The 16,615-nt window shown below is 70.4% G+C and carries 14 protein-coding genes; 4 read left to right on the top strand and 10 right to left on the bottom strand.

All coding sequences use genetic code 11. The features are described from left to right. Nucleotides 1-33 precede the first annotated feature (33 nt). From GXN78_RS08925 to GXN78_RS08915, 3 genes are all read left to right on the top strand, one after another. The gene (locus GXN78_RS08925; RefSeq protein WP_164255392.1) at nucleotides 34-4,272 is read left to right on the top strand and encodes an autotransporter-associated beta strand repeat-containing protein; all 4,239 of its coding nucleotides are present in this window, start codon (nucleotides 34-36) and stop codon (nucleotides 4,270-4,272) included. After that, a complete protein-coding gene (locus GXN78_RS08920) occupies nucleotides 4,182-4,706 on the top strand; it encodes a protocatechuate 3,4-dioxygenase (RefSeq protein ID WP_239142807.1) in 525 nt (174 codons plus the stop codon). The genes GXN78_RS08925 and GXN78_RS08920 overlap by 91 nt, the downstream gene beginning before the upstream one ends. A 309-nt stretch (nucleotides 4,707-5,015) precedes the next feature. Next, on the top strand, nucleotides 5,016-5,984 hold the full coding sequence (locus GXN78_RS08915; RefSeq protein WP_106561203.1) for a cupin domain-containing protein: 969 nt from the start codon (nucleotides 5,016-5,018) through the stop codon (nucleotides 5,982-5,984). A gap of 12 nt (nucleotides 5,985-5,996) precedes the next feature. On the opposite strand, the gene GXN78_RS08910 is transcribed toward GXN78_RS08915, so the two are convergent. The 9 genes from GXN78_RS08910 to GXN78_RS08870 are packed head-to-tail and all read right to left on the bottom strand — an operon-like array spanning nucleotide 5,997 to nucleotide 13,257. Next, the gene (locus GXN78_RS08910; protein ID WP_106561202.1) at nucleotides 5,997-6,974 is read right to left on the bottom strand and encodes a threonine dehydratase; all 978 of its coding nucleotides are present in this window, start codon (nucleotides 6,972-6,974) and stop codon (nucleotides 5,997-5,999) included. Between the two features lie 2 nt (nucleotides 6,975-6,976). After that, nucleotides 6,977-7,618: a LysE family translocator gene (locus GXN78_RS08905; protein WP_106561201.1), complete on the bottom strand. Its 642-nt coding sequence runs from the start codon at nucleotides 7,616-7,618 to the stop codon at nucleotides 6,977-6,979. Then, complete coding sequence (locus tag GXN78_RS08900) at nucleotides 7,618-8,304, bottom strand: VOC family protein (protein WP_106561200.1); 687 nt, start codon at nucleotides 8,302-8,304, stop codon at nucleotides 7,618-7,620. The genes GXN78_RS08905 and GXN78_RS08900 overlap by 1 nt, the downstream gene beginning before the upstream one ends. An 8-nt stretch (nucleotides 8,305-8,312) precedes the next feature. Continuing rightward, nucleotides 8,313-9,224 (bottom strand): PhzF family phenazine biosynthesis protein, encoded by a 912-nt coding sequence (locus tag GXN78_RS08895; RefSeq protein ID WP_181360704.1) that lies wholly within the window; start codon nucleotides 9,222-9,224, stop codon nucleotides 8,313-8,315. 5 nt (nucleotides 9,225-9,229) lie between these two features. Further along, a complete protein-coding gene (locus tag GXN78_RS08890; RefSeq protein WP_106561198.1) occupies nucleotides 9,230-9,871 on the bottom strand; it encodes a glutathione S-transferase in 642 nt (213 codons plus the stop codon). Nucleotides 9,872-9,873: 2 nt separating this feature from the next. Beyond that, nucleotides 9,874-10,512, bottom strand: coding sequence for a LysE family translocator (locus tag GXN78_RS08885; protein ID WP_106561197.1), 639 nt, complete (start codon nucleotides 10,510-10,512; stop codon nucleotides 9,874-9,876). Next, nucleotides 10,509-11,723 carry a PLP-dependent aminotransferase family protein gene (locus GXN78_RS08880; protein WP_106561196.1) on the bottom strand — a complete coding sequence of 405 codons (1,215 nt, stop codon included), beginning with the start codon at nucleotides 11,721-11,723 and terminating at the stop codon, nucleotides 10,509-10,511. Before GXN78_RS08880 ends, GXN78_RS08885 begins: the two co-directional genes overlap by 4 nt. Next, nucleotides 11,720-12,661 carry a DMT family transporter gene (locus tag GXN78_RS08875; RefSeq protein ID WP_106561195.1) on the bottom strand — a complete coding sequence of 314 codons (942 nt, stop codon included), beginning with the start codon at nucleotides 12,659-12,661 and terminating at the stop codon, nucleotides 11,720-11,722. The genes GXN78_RS08880 and GXN78_RS08875 overlap by 4 nt, the downstream gene beginning before the upstream one ends. Further along, nucleotides 12,658-13,257, bottom strand: a complete 600-nt coding sequence (locus GXN78_RS08870) for a LysE family translocator (RefSeq protein ID WP_106561194.1) — start codon at nucleotides 13,255-13,257, stop codon at nucleotides 12,658-12,660. The genes GXN78_RS08875 and GXN78_RS08870 overlap by 4 nt, the downstream gene beginning before the upstream one ends. Before the next feature lie 102 nt (nucleotides 13,258-13,359). On the opposite strand from GXN78_RS08870, the gene GXN78_RS08865 reads away from it, so the two are divergent. Further along, nucleotides 13,360-14,787: a PLP-dependent aminotransferase family protein gene (locus GXN78_RS08865; RefSeq protein WP_106561193.1), complete on the top strand. Its 1,428-nt coding sequence runs from the start codon at nucleotides 13,360-13,362 to the stop codon at nucleotides 14,785-14,787. Nucleotides 14,788-14,796: 9 nt separating this feature from the next. Here the strand turns inward: GXN78_RS08865 and GXN78_RS08860 are convergent, their stop codons facing one another. Further along, nucleotides 14,797-16,551, bottom strand: coding sequence for a phospholipase D family protein (locus tag GXN78_RS08860; RefSeq protein WP_106561192.1), 1,755 nt, complete (start codon nucleotides 16,549-16,551; stop codon nucleotides 14,797-14,799). Nucleotides 16,552-16,615: the final 64 nt, after the last annotated feature.

Raw genomic sequence — 16,615 nt, 5'->3', positions numbered from 1 at the left:
CGCTTCATCCACCGGAGAGGGACTGCACAGAACATGAACAAGACTTATCGGAGTGTCTGGAACCACGCGCTTGGCGCCTGGGTCGCGGTGTCGGAAATCACCGCGGCGCGCGGCAAGCGCGCGAGCGGCCTGGCCACCGTGCTGGTGGCGGCGGGCCTGAGCGTGCTGGCGACCTCGGGCGCCGCGCAGACCGTCAACTACAACGACGGCGACAACCTGGGGGCGACCATCGACACCACGCCGTCGGACGTGACCCTCAACAGCCTCGGCGCGGGCACGGCGACGCAGAGCGGCGCCATCAGCGGGGCCAACGGCATCATCAAGACCGGTGCCGGCATCGTCGTGCTGAGCGCTGCCAACACCTACCAGGGCGCCACGACGATCAACGTGGGCACGCTGCAGGTGAGCTCGGATGCCAACCTGGGCACGGGCGGCGGCATCGTGTTCGGCGGCGGCACGCTGCGCCTGGGCGCCGACAACTTCGCGAGCGGCCGCGCCATCGCGCTGGGCGCCACCGGCGGGACCATCGATGTCGCCGGCACCAGCGGCAATACGCTCACCGGCCAGATCACGGGCAGCGGCGTGCTCACGCTGCGCAACACCGGCACCAACACCCTGGGTGCAGAAACGCAGCGCCTGACCCTCGACAACGCCACCAGCAACTACACCGGCGGCACCGTGCTGCAGGGCAACGGGACGAGCGGACGCCTGAACGTCTGGACGCACACGGCGGGCTCCTTCGGCACCGGCCCGATCACCCTGCTCGAGAACGCCGAAGTGCGCTTCCAGGACGGGGCCGCGAGCGCCGGCAACCTGAGCATCTCGGTGCTGGCCAACACCAACGTCAACGGCAGCAACAGCGGCGTCCAGTTCCAGGGCGGCGCGCAGGGCGGCACGGCGACGATCAACACCAACGGGGAGGGCTCCTACGTCCTCTTCGGCAGCGGCGGCTCCAACGCGCAGCAGGCCACCCTCAACAACAACGGCGGGCGCGTGATCTTCCAGGAGACCAGCTCCGGCGGCAGCGCGACCATCAACAACAACGGCGGCGCCGTCCAGATCTCGAACACGGCGGACCTGAGCGGCGCCACCGTCGTCAATAACAACGACACCGGTAACGGCCTGACCGGCCAGGTCTACGTCAACGGCATGACGACGGGCACGCCCGCCAGGGTGGGCTCCCTGTCGGGCTCGGGGAATGTCGTGCTCGGCGACGCCACGCTGGAAATCGGGGCGCTGGGCAAGAACGACACCCTCAGCGGCGTGATCGCGAGCACCGGCCCGGGGCTCTTCGACAGCGGGAGCGGCATCTACATCAATCCCGTGTTGGGCGCCGGCAGCGGCTCGGTGGTCAAGGTCGGCGCGGGCACCCTGACCCTCACCGGCGACAACACCTACACCGGCGGCACCACCATCAGCGGCGGCGCGCTGCAACTGGGCAACGGCACCGCCAGCGGCAGCGTGCTGGGCGCCATCACCAACAACGCGTCGCTGATCGTCAACCGCTCGGACAACTACGCGCTGGCCAACCAGATCACCGGCTCGGGGACATTGACGCAGGCCGGCACGGGCACCACGACCGTCACGGCGGTCAACGGCTACACCGGCGGCACCGTCCTGAACGCAGGCGGGCTCACGGTCGCAAGCGGCGCCACGCTCGGCAGCGGCGCGCTCACGCTGCGCGCCGGCACGCTCGGCACCACGGCGGTCAACCAGGTCCTGCCCAATGCCGTCGTCCTCGACGGCAGTGCCAGCCTGGCGCCCAACGGGTCCATGACCTGGAGCGGCCCGGTCACGCTGAGCACCAGCTCCACGCTGACCATGGTCCCGGCGCAAGGGGCGCTCACCTTCGGCGGCGGCATCGGCGGCGCCGGCGGCATCACGCTCGACGCGAGCGCGGCCGGCTCTTTCGGCAGCTTCAACTACCAGGCCGCGAACAACTACGGCGGCACGACCACCGTGCAGGGCAACGCCGCCCTGCTCGTGAATGGGGCCGGCAACGTTCCGGGCGACCTCCTGGTGAACGGCAACGGGACGGTCTTCGCGGATGGCAACAACCGGCTGTCGCCGGCGGCCAACGTCACGGTCAATTCGGCCGGCAACACGGTGAACGGGCAGGCGCAGCCTGGCCTGCTCCTGCTCAACGCCACCCAGACCGTGGCTCAGCTCAACGGCAGCGGCACGGTCGGCCTCGCCGGTTCCGAGCTGACGGTCGGCGCCGGCAGCTTCTCCGGCTCGATCGCCGACAGCCCGGCTTTCTCGGCGAGCCCCGGCTCGCTGGTCAAGGCGGGCACCGGTACGCTGACCTTGTCGGGCTCCAACACTTACACCGGTAGCACCACCGTCGCCGGCGGCACCCTCCAGGCGGGCGCCGCCAACACCCTGAGCGCCGCCTCGGCGCACAGCGTAGCCGCGGGCGCCACTCTCGACCTGGCGGGCTTCAGCCAGAGCATGGCCTCGCTGAGCAACGGCGGCACGGTCTCGCTGGCCGGCACGACGGCGGGCACCACGCTCACAATCAACGGCCCCTATGTCGGCAACAACGGCACGCTGCGCCTGGGCACGGTGCTCGGCGTCAGCGGGCCTTCCGATCGCCTGGTGCTCAACGGTCCCACGGCTGTCGCCAGCGGCAGCACCACCCTGCAGATCACGAACCTCGGCGGCCTCGGCGGCCAGACCGTGGGCAACGGCATCGAGGTGATCACGGCGTTGAACGGCGCCACCACCACCGCGCAGACTACCAAGAGCGCCTTCGCGCTCGGTGGCGTGGGTCACGTGGATGCGGGCGCCTTCGAGTACCGGCTGTACGCTGCCGATGCGGTGGGCGCCGGCGAGAACTGGTATTTGCGCTCGGATGTGATTGCGTCGCCGCCTCCTCCGCCCCGCCGCCTCCCGCGCCGCCGGCACCTCCAGCTCCCCGGCGCCTCCCGCGCCACCGGCTCCTCCGGCACCGCCCGCGCCCCCGGCACCACCACCGGCGCCCGCACCTGCACCGGCACGCGTGGCGGTCACGGCCTACCGCGCCGAGGCCTCGATGCTGTCCGCCCTGCCGTCGCAAATGCGCGGCGCCGACATGGCGATGGTCGGCAGCATGCGCACCCGCATGGGCGACGACGACGCCAGCGGCCGTGCGATGGCCAGCCTGACGCCGGTGCCCGGAGCGCTCTCGACCGAGCGCCGCGCCTGGGCGCGCGCGGTCTACAGCGACCTGGACATCCGCCAGTCGGGCGTGGTCAATCCCTCGACACAGGGCCACGTCGCCGGCGTCCAGGCAGGAACCGATCTCTACGTCTCGCAACTGGGCGACTGGCGCGCCGGCATCTATGCCGGCACCCTCGACGGCAATGCCGACCTGAGCGGCTTCGCCAGCGGCCTCTACCGCACCGTGGGCAGCACGGACCTGCGCGCGCGCTATCTGGGCGCCTACGCCAGCTACGCCAACGCCACTGGCTTCTATGTCGACACCGTGCTCCAGTACGGCTCGCAGCGCTACACGATCCGTCCGCTCGGCGGCTTCGCCGCGTCCGGCAAGGGGAACAGCCTCACCGCCGCGGTCGAAGTCGGCCAGGCCTTCGCGCTCAGCGGCAACTGGACCTTCGAGCCGCAGGCGCACCTCAGCTACCGCCGGGCCAAGGTCGACGACCTCCTGATCTCCGGCGCGCTGGTGCAGCAGGACGACGCCAGCGGCTGGACCGCCGGCCTGGGCGTGCGCGTGAAGGGCGACTTCGCGACCTCTGCGGGCCGCCTGCAGCCTTACGGCCGGGTCGGCGTCATCCACGCCAACGACGCGGGCGACACGGCGCGCTTCATCAACGGCGGCGTCTCCACGCCCATCGCGAGCTCGAGCAGCTACACCTCCGTCGAACTCGCGGCGGGCGCCACGCTGACGCTGAGCAAGACCGTGAGCGTGTACGGCGAGCTCGGCAAGGTCTTCAGCACCGGCGGCGACACGCGGGTGAAGTCCTCGATCCAGGGGGCTGTGGGCGTGCGCGTGCGCTGGTAACGAGAAAAGATCGCGGCAGGGCGCGGAACTCGGGCGCTGCCGCCGGCTCCCACCGCCCATGGCTGCGCCGACCTCCTCCCTCTCCCCCGGTCTTCTCCCCCGGCGCGCCGTCGCCGCAGCCTTCGTCGCGGCGCCGGTGCTCTGGCTCGGCGCCCGTGCGCAGCCGCAGCCCAAACGCATCGCCACCCCTTCGCAGACCGAAGGCCCCTTCTACCCGGTCAAGCTGCCGGCCGACAGCGACAACGACTTGCTGCGCAACGGCACGCTGAGCTACCGCGGCGGCCAACCCGCCTCAGTCGAGGGCAGCGTGACCGACCTCGATGGCCGACCGCTGCGCGGTGCCCAGGTCGAGATCTGGCAGTGCGATGAGGGCGGCCACTACCACCACCCGGGCGACGGCGACCGTGCCGACACCGCCTTCCAGGGCTTCGGCCGCGTGGCCGTCGATGCCGAGGGCCGCTGGCGCTTTCGCACCATCCGCCCCGTGGCCTACAGCGGCCGCACCCCGCATATCCACGTCAAGGTCAAGCTGGGCGGGCGCGAGCTGCTGACCACGCAGCTCTACGTGGCCGGCGACCCGGGCAATGCGCGCGACTCCCTGTGGCGCAACCTGCCGGAGCCGGCGCGCGAGGCGGTGACGGTGCCTTTCGAACGGGCGTCGGACGGCTGGCAGGCGCGCTTCCCGATCGTCATCGCCATCTGAACGCGAGCCCCCGGCGCGGCCAGCGCTGCCCGGACGGCCACTGGGACGCCGATGCGACCTTGGCGTCACGCGCTCGCGTCCCTCACAGCACATCGATGGGCATATGTAGTAAATAGTATTAGATATTTCTCGACACACCGAGATATGAATAATACTATTTACTACCTTTTGGCGCGGTCCGGCGGCCGAGCCTTAGGGGGACCGACCTCCGGCCGCACGCGCGGCTCGAGGCGGAACCAGAAGCCGCGCTGCAGCCCTTGCAACTGCAGCCGGCGTTCCGTTTCCGCTGGAAGAAGGAACGGAGGAATCATGAACGAGACCGACAGCGCGGCTGGAGTTCAGACCCTGAACTATCGCGTGTGGGCGGACGATCCAGCACGCTTCTCCACGCACAAGATCGCGGCCTTGCATCACAACTTCCACGAGCACCCGCTTTTCCAGGTGGCCGAGCTCGCCCAGTTGGCAAAGGAGCTCGTGCCCTTCGACCAATGCCGGTTCATCAGGCCGGGCATCTCGCAAGCTTCCTGCTTCACGCACGACAGCCGGCATCCTGACGGCCGCAGCATCGACGAGGTGTTTGGACGCATCGAGGAACCGGGTTCCTGGGTCGCCCTCTACAACATCGAAGTCATTCCTCGCTACGCGAGCTTGCTCGCCGGCATCGTCGGCACCATGCGACCCTATGTCGAGCGGGAGCAACCCGGCATCTTCAATGTCAATGGCTTCGCCTTCATTTCGGCGCCGCCTTCCGTGACGCCATTCCACATCGATCGCGAGAACAACTTCTGGCTGCAATTGCACGGTCGCAAGACCATGAACGTGTGGGACCACACGGATCGAGTCGTGGTGGCAGCCGACGCGGTCGAGGAGTTCATCGTCCGACATTCGCTGAAAAAAGTGCGTTTCAAGGAAGAGTTCCGGGCGCGCAGTCACCAGTTCGAGACCCAACCGGGAGACGCCATCTATTTCCCGAGCACGTCGCCGCACATGACGAGTTCAGACCGCAGCTGGACGCAGCCCGGGAACGGCTTGTCGATCTCGATCGGCGTGACTTTCTACACGTCGGTGACACGCAGGATGGCACGCGTCCATCAAATCAACAGGCTCTTGCGGAAGGTGGGGATGTCGCCCGAATTTCCCGGTGGATCGCCGGTCATGGATGGGCTCAAGGCGCCTGTGGGCGAGATGGTCGGCATGGCCCGTTCCTCGCTCTCGCGCGCGCTCGCCCCCATGCGCGGCGTCAAGCTCGCTGCCAAGGCGCCGCCGGGCTCTTTCTAGCTGGCCCGGCGCTCAGGCGGCCTGCGAGAGCACCTGCGCGAACATCGCGGCATCGACGTTGCCGCCGGTCAGCGCGACGCCCACCGACTTGCCCGCCCAGCGCGTGCGCTGCTGAATCAGGGCCGCCAGCGCGGCGGCGCCGGCGCCCTCGGCCACGTTGTGGGTGTCGGTGAAGAGCACACGCATCGCCTCGGCCACTTCCTGGTCGCTCACCGCGACCACGTCGTCGGCCTCGCGCCGCAGCACCTCCAGCGCCTCGGGCACGGGTGTGCGGCAGGCCATGCCGTCGGCCAGCCGCGTACTGACCGGCGATTCGAGCGCCCGGCCCGCGCGGAAGGAGTCGAGGTAGGCGGTCGCGTGTGCCGAGACCACGCCCACGAGCCGCGTCGACACGCCGCAGTGCGCGCGCGCCGCGGCCGCGGCTGCGAAGCCCGAGCCCAGCCCGATCGGCACGAACAGCACGTCCGGCGGCCCGCCCGGCGCCGTGGCCAGCGCCTCGAAGAACTCCACGTAGGCGGTGGTCACGCCGCGTACCAGTTCGCGATGGAAGGAGGGCACGCGGTGCAGGCCCTGCGCCTCGGCTAGGTGCCCTGCATGCTCGCTGGCGGTCTGGAACTCGTCGCCGTGCTCGACCAGCGTGACGCCCAGCGCCCGCATCGCGGCGTTTTTCTCGACCGAATTGCCGTGCGGCACCACGATGGTCGCGTCCAGCCCGTGGCGCCGCGCGGCGAAGCCGACCGATTGGCCGTGGTTGCCGCGCGTGGCGCTGATCACGCGGCGCACGGCGGGCTGCTCGCGCGCCAGCATTTCGAAGTAGGTGAGCCCGCCGCGCACTTTGAAGGCGCCGGCCGGCGTGTGGTTCTCGTGCTTGGCCCAGACCGTGCAGCCCAGGCGCTGCGCCAGCAGCGGCCAGGCGTACTGCGGCGTCGGCGGCATCGCCGCGTAGACGGTGCGGCGCGCGGCCTCGATCTCTTCCCGGGTGAAGCGCATGGTCAGCGGCGCTCCGGCAGCGCGATGCGCACGGCGAGCGCGGCCAGCACGCTGCCCATCACGTAGCGCTGGGCGCGCAGCCAGCCTTCGCTGCGCGACAGGAAGGCCGTGAGCCGGGCGGCGCTGAACACCAGCAGCACGTTGACGGCGCCGCTCACGCCGATCTGGACCGCGCCCAGCATCAGGCTCTGCAGCAGCACCGCATCGCGCTCGGGGTGCAGGAACTGCGGGAAGAAGGAGAGGTAGAACATCGCCACCTTGGGGTTCAGCAGGTTGGTGAGGAAGCCCATGCTGAACAGCTTGGCCGGCGGGTCCTCCGGCAGCAGGCGCGCCTCGAAGGGGGCGGTGCCTCCGGGCTTGACGGCTTGCCAGGCGAGCCACAGCAGATAGGCCGCGCCGGCAAGGCGGATGGCGTCGAAGGCGAAGGGCACTGCGATCAGCAGCGCCGTGAGGCCCAGCGCCGCAGCCATCAGGTGCACCACGAAGCCCAGCAGCACGCCGGCCAGCGACATCAGCCCCGCGCCGCGGCCCTGGCACAAGGTGCGCGAGACGCAATAGATCATGTTGGGGCCGGGCGTCAGCACCAGCACCAGCGCGGCGAGCGCGAACAGGGCGAGTTCGGAGAGGTGGAGCGGCAGGTTCATCAGATCCCCTTGGAATCGAGCGTGACGGTGCCGCGCGGCGTGTCGAACACCGCGCGCAGGCTGGGGGCGCCGGCAGTCAACGGCGTGTCGGCGAGCCCGATGGCTTGCAGCGCCTGCGCCAGGTCGACGGCGCGCGGATGCGACAGCGCCAGCGAGCGCAGCCGGATGCCGGAATCGGCCATGCTGTCGCTGGGATGCGCCGCACCCCAGGCGATCAGCGTGGGCAGCGTGCCGTAGAAGAGCCGCTGGCCGTCGTCGCGCACCGTGATGCGCCAGTCGAGGCGGCCGGCCGGCGTGTCGCGCGAGGCCTCGATCAGGCGGCCGCGGTCGATGCGCTGGCGTGCCAGCGCCTGGACGGCGGCGTCGGCGTCGGGCACCTCGACCACGAAATGCACCAGCTGGGGTCCCCGGCGCGCCAGCGTGGCCTGGAGCTCGGCATCGTCGAGGTCGAACCAGCGGTGGAAGGTCGCGGGCCGGGTCGGCTTCTGCTGGGGATCGATCGCGATGATCTCCAGGTAGGCGCGCGGGAAGTCTGCCGTCGCAATCTTCAGCAGGCGGTTGTGCGTGCCCATCAGCGAGTGCATTCCGCCCGGGCCGGGCGCGACGCCGAAGGTGGCTTCGCACCAGGCCACGCCTTCGTCCAGGCTGCGGGCGGCGATCACGAGGTGGTCGATGCGCGCGGGCATGGTTCCTCCTAGAGGGTGAGCTTCCCGTCGATGCAGGTGACGGAATCGCCGCCGACCCAGACCTGGCCCTCGGCATCGCGCGTGACGTGGACGCGGCCTGCACGGCCCAGGCACTGGCCCTGCGCCGCGAGGTAGCGCTCGGGTAGGTGGCCTTCGGGGATCAGCCATTGGGCGAGGCTGGCGTTGAGGCTGCCCGTCACCGGGTCTTCCTCGATGCCGACCGGCGCGGCGAAGGCGCGCACCTCGAGGCCGACATCTTCGGCATCCGCACGCGCGAAGGCACGCGCCTCGCGGTTGGAGCGCGAGATCAGCGGGGTGGCCGGGTCCTCGTCCCGGGGGGGAATGCCGGCCACGCCCACTTTCTGGCCGAGCTCCTTGAGCAGGCGGTGGTCGGGCTTGAGCGCGAGCACCGTGTCGGCGTCGGTGAGCAGCAGGCCCAGCCACACGGGGCCGTTGTCCAGCAGCTGCGCGGCCACGATCTGCTGCGCCCGCAGGCCGAGCGCGCCGGCCACCTTGGCCAGCAGCGAGGGGCTGGGCGCGCTGCGCCGGGAGGGCGGCGCCGCAAAGACCAGGCGCTCGCCCTCGTGCCGGATCGGCACCAGGCCCTGGGCGCATTGCTGCACGATGCGCCCGCTGGTCTTGGGCCGGCCGCCGGCCTCCAGCCAGGCGTGGCAACTGCCCAGCGTCGGATGGCCGGCGAAGGGCAGCTCGCCGCCGGGCGTGAAGATGCGCACGCGGTAGTCGGCCGAGGGCTCGGTGGGCGGCAGCAGGAACGTGGTTTCCGAGAGGTTGGTCCACTTGGCGAAGTCCTGCATTTCGGCGTCGTCCAGGCTGGTGCCGTCGAGCACCACCGCGAGCGGGTTGCCGGCGTAAGGCTTCGCCGTGAAGACGTCGACTTGCTTGAAGGGGCGGGTTTTCATGGCTGTCATTCCAGGGCGAGGTCGAGCACGCCGCGCGCGCCGGCGCGGCTGCGCAGGTCGGCGAACCAGCGTTCGACGTGCGGCCAGCTGGGCCGCGTGTATTCGGTCTGTGGCAGGCCGAACCAGCGATGCGCTTCGCAGCCGACCGGGATGTCGGCCATGGTGAAGTGCTCGCCGAGCATGTAGGGACGGGTGGCGAGGTGCGCATCGAGCAGCGCGAACAGCGGCTCGGTGGCGCGCACCGAGTGCGCGATCACGGCCGGGTCGCGCTGGTCGGCGGGCGTGCGGATCCATTGCCTGAAGGCGCCGGCGCTGACCGGGTTGAGCGTGGTCTGCTGCCAGTCCATCCAGCGCTCGGCATCGAAGCGCGCGGGCAGCGGCTCGGGGTAGAGCTTGCCCGGCGAATGTTTGGCGCAGAGGTAGCGCACGATGACGTTCGATTCCCAGAGCGTGACCCGGCCTTCGCCCTCGCCGTCGTCGATGGCGGGCACCAGCGCATTCGGGTTGAGCGCGAGGTATTCCGGCGTCTGCACGATGCCGAACCTGCCGCCCGCCTCGGTGCGCTGGAAGTCGAGGCCGAGTTCCTGCGCGCACCACACCACCTTGCGCACGTTGATGGAGCTGATGCGCCCCCAGATGTTGAGCATGTTCAGAATCCCTTCGTGGGGCGGTCGATGAGCAGAAGACGAAGCGCGAGGCCGGCCATCACCGTGGCCAGCACGCCGCGCTGGAAGCCGGCGGCGCCGCGGCGATGCTGCAGCCAGCGGCCGATCATGCGGCTGCAGGCGCCCAGCACCGTATTGAACAGCAGTCCGGCCAGGGAGAGCGTGACGCCCAGCATCGCCAGCTGCGCCGGCACGCTGCCGCGCGCCGGATCGACGAACTGTGGCAGGAACACCATGAAGAAGAGCAGCGCCTTCGGATTCACCAGGTTGTTGAGCCAGGCGCGCCGCAGCACCTGCGCGAAGCTGGCGCGTCCGGCCTGCCCCGACAGGTCTGCGCGGCCCGATCGGAGCGCCTGCCAGGCGAGCCACAGCAGGTAGAGCGCGCCCGCATAGCGCAGCAGGTCGAAGGCGGGCGGCCAGGCCGCCACCAGCGCGGTGACGCCGGTTGCGGCGCAAAGGGTATGGACCAGGTCCGCCGCGGCAATGCCCAGGCCCGCCGCAAAGCCGGCCCGCGGCCCGAGCGCGATCCCGTGCGAGAGCACGAAGGCCATGTTGGGCCCGGGCGAGAGGAACAGCGCCAGCACCGCCACCAGGAACAGCGAAAGCGTGCCGGGCTCGATCATGCCGCGCTGCCGGCCAGCTGGCGCTGGACCTCGGCCGCGGCCCTGTGCGCCAGCTGCTCGCGCACCGCGTCAGCGAGGGCGGCGATCGCGGTGTCGATCTCCTCGGCGCTGGCGGTCACGAAGGACAGGCGCAGCGTGCGCGGGTCGCCGGTGCCGGCGTAGAAGGGCGTGCCTGGCACGAAGGCCACGCCGCGCTCCACCGCCTGGGGCAGGAGCGCCGCCGCGTCCAGGCTCTCGGGCAGGCGCAGCCACAGGAACATGCCGCCGGCCGGCTTGTTGAAGCTCACGCCCAGACCCTGCATTTCGCGCTCGAGCGCGGTGAGCATCGCGTCGCGCTGGCGCTTGTAGAGGGCGCGGATGGTCGGCACATGGCGGTCGAGGAAGCCGTCTTTCATGACCTCCGCCACCATGCGCTGGTTGAAGCTGGGGCTGTGCAGGTCGGCCGCCTGCTTGGCCTGCAGCAGCTTGGGGAAGATGGCCTTGGGTGCCACCAGGAAGCCCAGCCGCAGGCCCGGCGCCAGGATCTTGGAAAAGGAGCCCAGGTAGATGCAGCCGTCGGGGTTGCGGGCGGTCAGCGGCAGCGGCGGCGCCTCGTCGAACCAGAGGTCACCGTAGGGGTTGTCCTCGACGATCGGCAGGCCGGCCTCCGCCGCGGCGGCGGAGACCGCAGCGCGGCGCGCCTCGGTCATCGAGCGGCCAGTGGGGTTCTGGAAATTGGGCAGCAGGTAGACGAAGCGCGCGTCCTTCGCCTTGGCCTTCAGGTCGTCGACCACGACGCCCTCGTCGTCGCTGGCAACGCTCACGGCCTCGGGCTCCATCGGCGAGAAGGCCTGCAGCGCGCCCAGGTAGGTGGGCGTCTCCACGAGCACGCGGCTGCCGGGGTCGAGCAGCACCTTGGCGATCAGGTCCAGGCCCTGCTGCGAGCCGGTGGTGATCAGGATCTGGGCCGGATCGACCGGCCAGGGCAGCATGGCCGCGACCGCTTCGCGCAGCGGTCCGTAGCCTTCGCTGGCCGCATACTGCAGCGCGGCCTGGCCGTCCTTGTGCAGCACCTCGGCGCAGGCTTCGGCGAAGGCGCTGATCGGGAAGGTCTTGGGCGAGGGCAGGCCGCCGGCCAGGCTGATGATGCCGGGACGCTCGGTGACCTTGAGGATTTCGCGGATCACCGAAGGGTTCATCTTTTCGGCGCGGGCGGCGAGTTTCCAGTTCATGTTGTTTCCTTTGGATGGACGAGTCGTTGTGATGATGCGGCGGCGGGGCGCGCCTGCGAAAGCTTCTTGCCGGCGACCACGGTGGCCACCACCGCCGCCGCGAAGCCGAGCGTGACGAGATCGAGCGGCTCGCCCAGGAGCGGCACGGCGGCGAGGATCGAGAGGTAGGGCTGCAGCAGCTGGGTCTGGCTCACGCGCAGCGCTCCGCCCATGGCGAGGCCGCGGTACCAGGCGAAGAAGCCCACCCACATCGAGAAGACGCCGACATAGACGAAGCCCAGCCAGGAAGAGGTCGCGACCGGCTGCTCGGGCCACAGCCACAGCGCGCCCGGCAGCGTGATCGGCAGCGCCATCACGCAGACCCAGCAGATCACGCGCTCCGCGCCCAGCGCCGGCGTGACCTGCGCGCCGTAGATGTAGCCCAGCGAGGCGGCGAACACGGCGCCCACGAGCAGAAGATCGCCCCAGGCGAAGCCGAGCTGCTGCTCGCCGGCACGCAGCACCGAGAACACGATCACCAGCGCGCTGCCCGCCAGCGCACACAGCCAGAAGCCGAGCCTTGCGCGCTGGTGCAGCACCCAGGCCGCGCAGGCCGCGGTCACCAGCGGCAGCAAGGCGGTGATCACCGCCGCATGGCTGGCGCTGACGATGCGCAAGGCAAAAGCGAGCAGCAGCGGAAAGCCGATCGCATTGCCCAGCATGGCCATGCCGAGGGGCTTCCACTGGTGGCGTTGCGGCCGCGGCGAGCGGGTGGCGAGCAGGAAGATCACCGACAGCAGGCCCGCCAGCGCCGCCCGGCCCAGGGTCAGGAACCAGGGCGAGAGCTGCGGCGCCGCCTGCGTGCCGGTGGCCAGCCGCGTCATCGGCAGCGTGACCGCGAAGAAGGCCACGCCGAGCACGCCCAGCCACATGCCGAGGGTTTCGTCCTTGATCTTCATACGCTGGCCATCCACCAGGCAGTGAGCACCAGCACGGCGGCCATGGCGCGGTTGAACCAGAGCAGGCGCTGCCCGTGCGCGAGCCAGTTGCGCAGCAGGGAACCCGCGAGCGCGTAGGCGAAGTTGCTGGTGAAGGCGTAGACCAGCATCACCGGCGCCACGATGGCGAAGCGCCGCAGCGCGTCGGGCTGGCCCGCGATCCAGGTCCCCACCAGCGTCAGCGCCAGCAGCCAGGCCTTGATGTTGACGAACTGCAGCATCACACCCTGGCGGAAGCTGACGTGCAGCTGCTTGCCGTCGGCCTGGCGCATCGTGGCACTGCCGCTGAGCTTCCAGGCGAGCCACAGCAGGTAGGCGATGCCGAAGGCCTTGATGGCCCAGCGCAGCGAGGGCGCCGCCATCACCAGCGCGCCGATGCCGGCGGCGCACAGGCCCAGCAGCAGCGTCCAGCCCACCGGCACGGCGACGACGAAGCGCATCGCCCGCGGGAGGCCGCCGTTGGCCGCGAGCGCGGTCGACAGCGTGGTGTTGGGTCCGGGCGAGAAGCTCATCGCCGTGGCCAGCGCCAGCAGCGCGGTGAAATCTTGCCAGGTCATGGCACACACTCTAAACTGATGACCATTACAGTACCGATACAGATTGCCGAACATGACTCGAGCCTGTATCGGTCAGATCGTCGACACAGAGCACACACGCGCATGCTGACACGAACCTCCACCCAGTCGTTGACGGAGCAGCTGGCCGGCCGCTTTGCCGAGCGGATCCGCACGCGCCTGCTGGCGCCCGGGGCGCGCCTGCCCTCGGTGCGCGAATGCGCGCGGCAGCAGGGCGTGAGCCCGCACACGGTGGTCGCGGCCTATGACCAGCTGCTGGCGCAGGGGCTCGTCGAAGCACGCCGCCAGCGCGGCTTTTTCGTGCGTGACGCGATCGCGGCCCAAGCAGGGCCGGCGCTGGCGACCCTGGGTCCGCTGGCCGAGCCGCTCGCGTCGCAGCCTGTACCGGCGGACGCGAGCACGCTGATCCGCGGCATGTTCCACCGCCCCAGCGACAAGCCGCAGCCGGGCATGGGCGTGTTTCCCGCGGAGTGGCTGGAGTCGCCCTTTACTGCCGCCGCCGTGCGGCGCATGACCAGCACCCGGGCGCTGCAGGACTTCTCGCTGCAATACGGCGAGCCCGCGGGCGACAGCGGTCTGCGGCGCAGCCTGGCCGCCAAGCTCGCCAGCATCAACGTGCCGGCCGGCGCGGACCAGATCGTGACCACGGTCGGCGCCACGCATGCACTCGACATCGTCAGCCGCACGCTGCTGCGCCCCGGCGATCCGGTCATGGTCGAGGAGCCCGGCTGGGCGCTGGAGTTCGCGCGCCTCGAGATGCTGGGCATGCGCATCCTGCCGGTGCCGCGCAAGGCCGACGGACCCGACCTGGAGGTCATGGAGCGCTACTGCAATGCAGGGGACGGCCACAAGCCCAAGCTCTTCGTGAGCGTGAGCGTGCTGCACAACCCGACCGGCTACAGCCTGACGCCGGGCAGCGCACACCGGGTGCTGCAGCTGGCCAACCAGCACGGCTTTCACATCGTCGAGGACGACACCTACAGCCACCTGGCGCCGGAACACGCCACCCGCCTGTGCGCACTGGACGGGCTTCAGCGCACCGTGTACGTGAGCGGCTTCGCGAAGATCCTCGCGCCCAACTGGCGCATCGGCTTCCTCGCGGCCTCGCCGGAGCTCGTGGGCCGGATGCTCGAGACCAAGCTGCTGGCCACGCTCACCACGCCGTCGCTCTTCGAGCGAGCGCTCGCCTGGTGCATCGACCAGGGGCAGCTGCGGCGCCACGCCGAGCGCGTGCGCCTGCGCCTGGATGGCGCGCGCGGGCGTACGGTGAAGCTGGCGCTGGCGGCCGGCTGCACGCTGGCTTCCGAGCCGGCGGGGCTGTTCGGCTGGGTGGACACCGGCGTCGACACCGATGCGCTCACTCAGCGCATGCTCGACGAGGGCTACCTGCTCGCGCCCGGCTCGCTGTTCCACGCCCGGCGGCCGCCGAGCACCTTGATGCGCATCAACTTCGCGACCGCGCAGGACGCCACTTTCTGGAAGGTGTTCGTGCGAGTACGGGCGCAGCTTTGAGGGTGCGCCTCAGAGCAGCCTGTCAGGTGCGAAGGGGCCGAACAGCCTGAGGAGCAGGCGCAGGCCGGCGCTCGCGTCCGGCTCGGTCGTGCTGTCCTCCAGGCCGCTGTTCTGCGGTGCGCGCCAGACCAGGCGGCCGTTGCTCTGCTCGACGCGCCAGGAGCCGGTGTTCATCGCGGTCTCGATCTGGCCGGCGGCGGCGCCGCAGAGCTCGTTGCTGCGGATCAGCAGTGCGATCTCGGTGTTCTGCAGTTGCGAGCGCAGATCGAGGTTCATCGATCCGACCACCAGCAGCCGCCCGTCCATCACCAGCACCTTGGAATGCAGCATCGAGCGGGATTCGCCCGGCGTGCTGCCGCTGCCGTTGGAGCCGAAGGCGCTGCCCAGGCCGGCCTGTTCGCTGCGCAGCTCGTACAAGCCGATGCCCATCGCCAGCAGTTCTTCGCGATGCCGCGCGTAGCCGACATGGGCCACGGGCGCGTCATTGGAGGCGAGGGAATTGGTCAGCACGCGAATCCTGACGCCGCGGGCCAGTGCCGAGGCGAACGCCTTCTTCATGTCCGGGCCCGGCACGAAGTAGGGCGAGATGATCAGGAGCTCGCGCTGGGCCTGGCCGATCAGCTGGAGCAGCCCTTCGACCACCGTGTCGCCATTGGCGGCGGCATCGGCTGCGCCGTCGAGCGAGCCTCGGGGCGCCGCGCCTGTCCGGCGCTGACCCTGTTGCGCCACCACGAGGCCGGGCGCCTTGCCGGTGCCGGCCACGCCGCGCGGCGTGTCCGCCGGGATCTTGGCCGGCTTGTCGACCAGCACCACGGCGGGTGCCCAGACGAAGCTGGCCGTGCGCAGGTCCATCGGCTTCTCGTCCCAGGCGCGGTTCTGCTGCTCGGCCGTCGGCGCGGCGTTGCGCGGCCGCGGCTCGCCGTCGGGCGGCCGGGCAGCGCCCGTGTTCGTTTCCTTGTCGCGCTCGCTGCGCGCTTCATCGCGCAGCGCATCGAGTTCCTTCGGTGTCACCAGCGATTGAACGGGATAGGCGCGCTCGTTGTTCCAGTAGGCATCGAAGCTGCGCGACAGGTCCTGCACGATCGGGCCGGCCGCCAGAACGTCCATGTCCACGAAGTTGCCCGCCTGGGCATTGCCGAAATAGGCGTCGCCGAGGTTGCGCCCGCCCGTCACCCCGAGAACGTTGTCGGCGATGAAGAGCTTGTTGTGCATGCGTTGCTGGATGCGTGAGGCGTCCTCGACGGCGTTGAACATCCGGGCCAGGCTCGAACCGCGCGGGCCGGGTACCGGATTGAACATCCGCATCTCGATGTTGGGCACGAAGGCAAGGCGCATCACCAGTGCATTGCGGCCGGTGCTGTGGAAGTCGTCCAGCAGGACCCGCACGCGCACCCCGCGACGGGCCGCTTCGCGCACTGCGGCTAGCAGGCGTCCGGTGCTGGCGTCGGCATGGATCGCGTAGTACTGCAGATCGAGCGTCTTCTGCGCACCCTCGGCCAGCGCGAGGCGGCTGCCGTAGGCGGCCGGCGGTCCGTCGAGCAGCATGAAGCCGGACTCGTTGCGCGCCGAGGCGGCTTGGCGGCGCTGCTGGACCAGGGCCGCCAGCGGCGTGCCGGAGGGGGAGGCGAGCGCGGTGGATACCGGCCTGTGCACGTTCTGCGGAAGTTCGGCGCAGGCCGACAGAAAGAGGAAGGCCGAGAACAGGGCCGCGCCGCAGCGTCGCCATGCGGTCGCGGAGGGATGGAAGGCCTTCAATGAAATCATGTAGCCCGATCGGAGCCTGGACCGGCTCTGTATAGCGCAGCCGCGGCCCGTTGTGCGTCGGACG

Origin of the sequence: Variovorax sp. WS11, from assembly GCF_010499245.1 — a bacterium.
In the GTDB taxonomy this organism is placed as follows: domain Bacteria; phylum Pseudomonadota; class Gammaproteobacteria; order Burkholderiales; family Burkholderiaceae_C; genus Variovorax.
This window is presented reverse-complemented; position numbering and strand designations above follow the sequence as displayed.

What these genes read in the sequence shown, in the direction of transcription:
- GXN78_RS08925 (WP_164255392.1), top strand. Translation starts at nt 34, where the DNA reads ATGAACAAGACTTATCGGAGTGTCTGGAACCACGCGCTTGGCGCCTGG.
- GXN78_RS08915 (WP_106561203.1), top strand. Translation starts at nt 5,016, where the DNA reads ATGAACGAGACCGACAGCGCGGCTGGAGTTCAGACCCTGAACTATCGC.
- GXN78_RS08910 (WP_106561202.1), bottom strand. Translation starts at nt 6,974, where the DNA reads ATGCGCTTCACCCGGGAAGAGATCGAGGCCGCGCGCCGCACCGTCTAC.
- GXN78_RS08905 (WP_106561201.1), bottom strand. Translation starts at nt 7,618, where the DNA reads ATGAACCTGCCGCTCCACCTCTCCGAACTCGCCCTGTTCGCGCTCGCC.
- GXN78_RS08900 (WP_106561200.1), bottom strand. Translation starts at nt 8,304, where the DNA reads ATGCCCGCGCGCATCGACCACCTCGTGATCGCCGCCCGCAGCCTGGAC.
- GXN78_RS08895 (WP_181360704.1), bottom strand. Translation starts at nt 9,224, where the DNA reads ATGAAAACCCGCCCCTTCAAGCAAGTCGACGTCTTCACGGCGAAGCCT.
- GXN78_RS08890 (WP_106561198.1), bottom strand. Translation starts at nt 9,871, where the DNA reads ATGCTCAACATCTGGGGGCGCATCAGCTCCATCAACGTGCGCAAGGTG.
- GXN78_RS08885 (WP_106561197.1), bottom strand. Translation starts at nt 10,512, where the DNA reads ATGATCGAGCCCGGCACGCTTTCGCTGTTCCTGGTGGCGGTGCTGGCG.
- GXN78_RS08880 (WP_106561196.1), bottom strand. Translation starts at nt 11,723, where the DNA reads ATGAACTGGAAACTCGCCGCCCGCGCCGAAAAGATGAACCCTTCGGTG.
- GXN78_RS08875 (WP_106561195.1), bottom strand. Translation starts at nt 12,661, where the DNA reads ATGAAGATCAAGGACGAAACCCTCGGCATGTGGCTGGGCGTGCTCGGC.
- GXN78_RS08870 (WP_106561194.1), bottom strand. Translation starts at nt 13,257, where the DNA reads ATGACCTGGCAAGATTTCACCGCGCTGCTGGCGCTGGCCACGGCGATG.
- GXN78_RS08865 (WP_106561193.1), top strand. Translation starts at nt 13,360, where the DNA reads ATGCTGACACGAACCTCCACCCAGTCGTTGACGGAGCAGCTGGCCGGC.
- GXN78_RS08860 (WP_106561192.1), bottom strand. Translation starts at nt 16,551, where the DNA reads ATGATTTCATTGAAGGCCTTCCATCCCTCCGCGACCGCATGGCGACGC.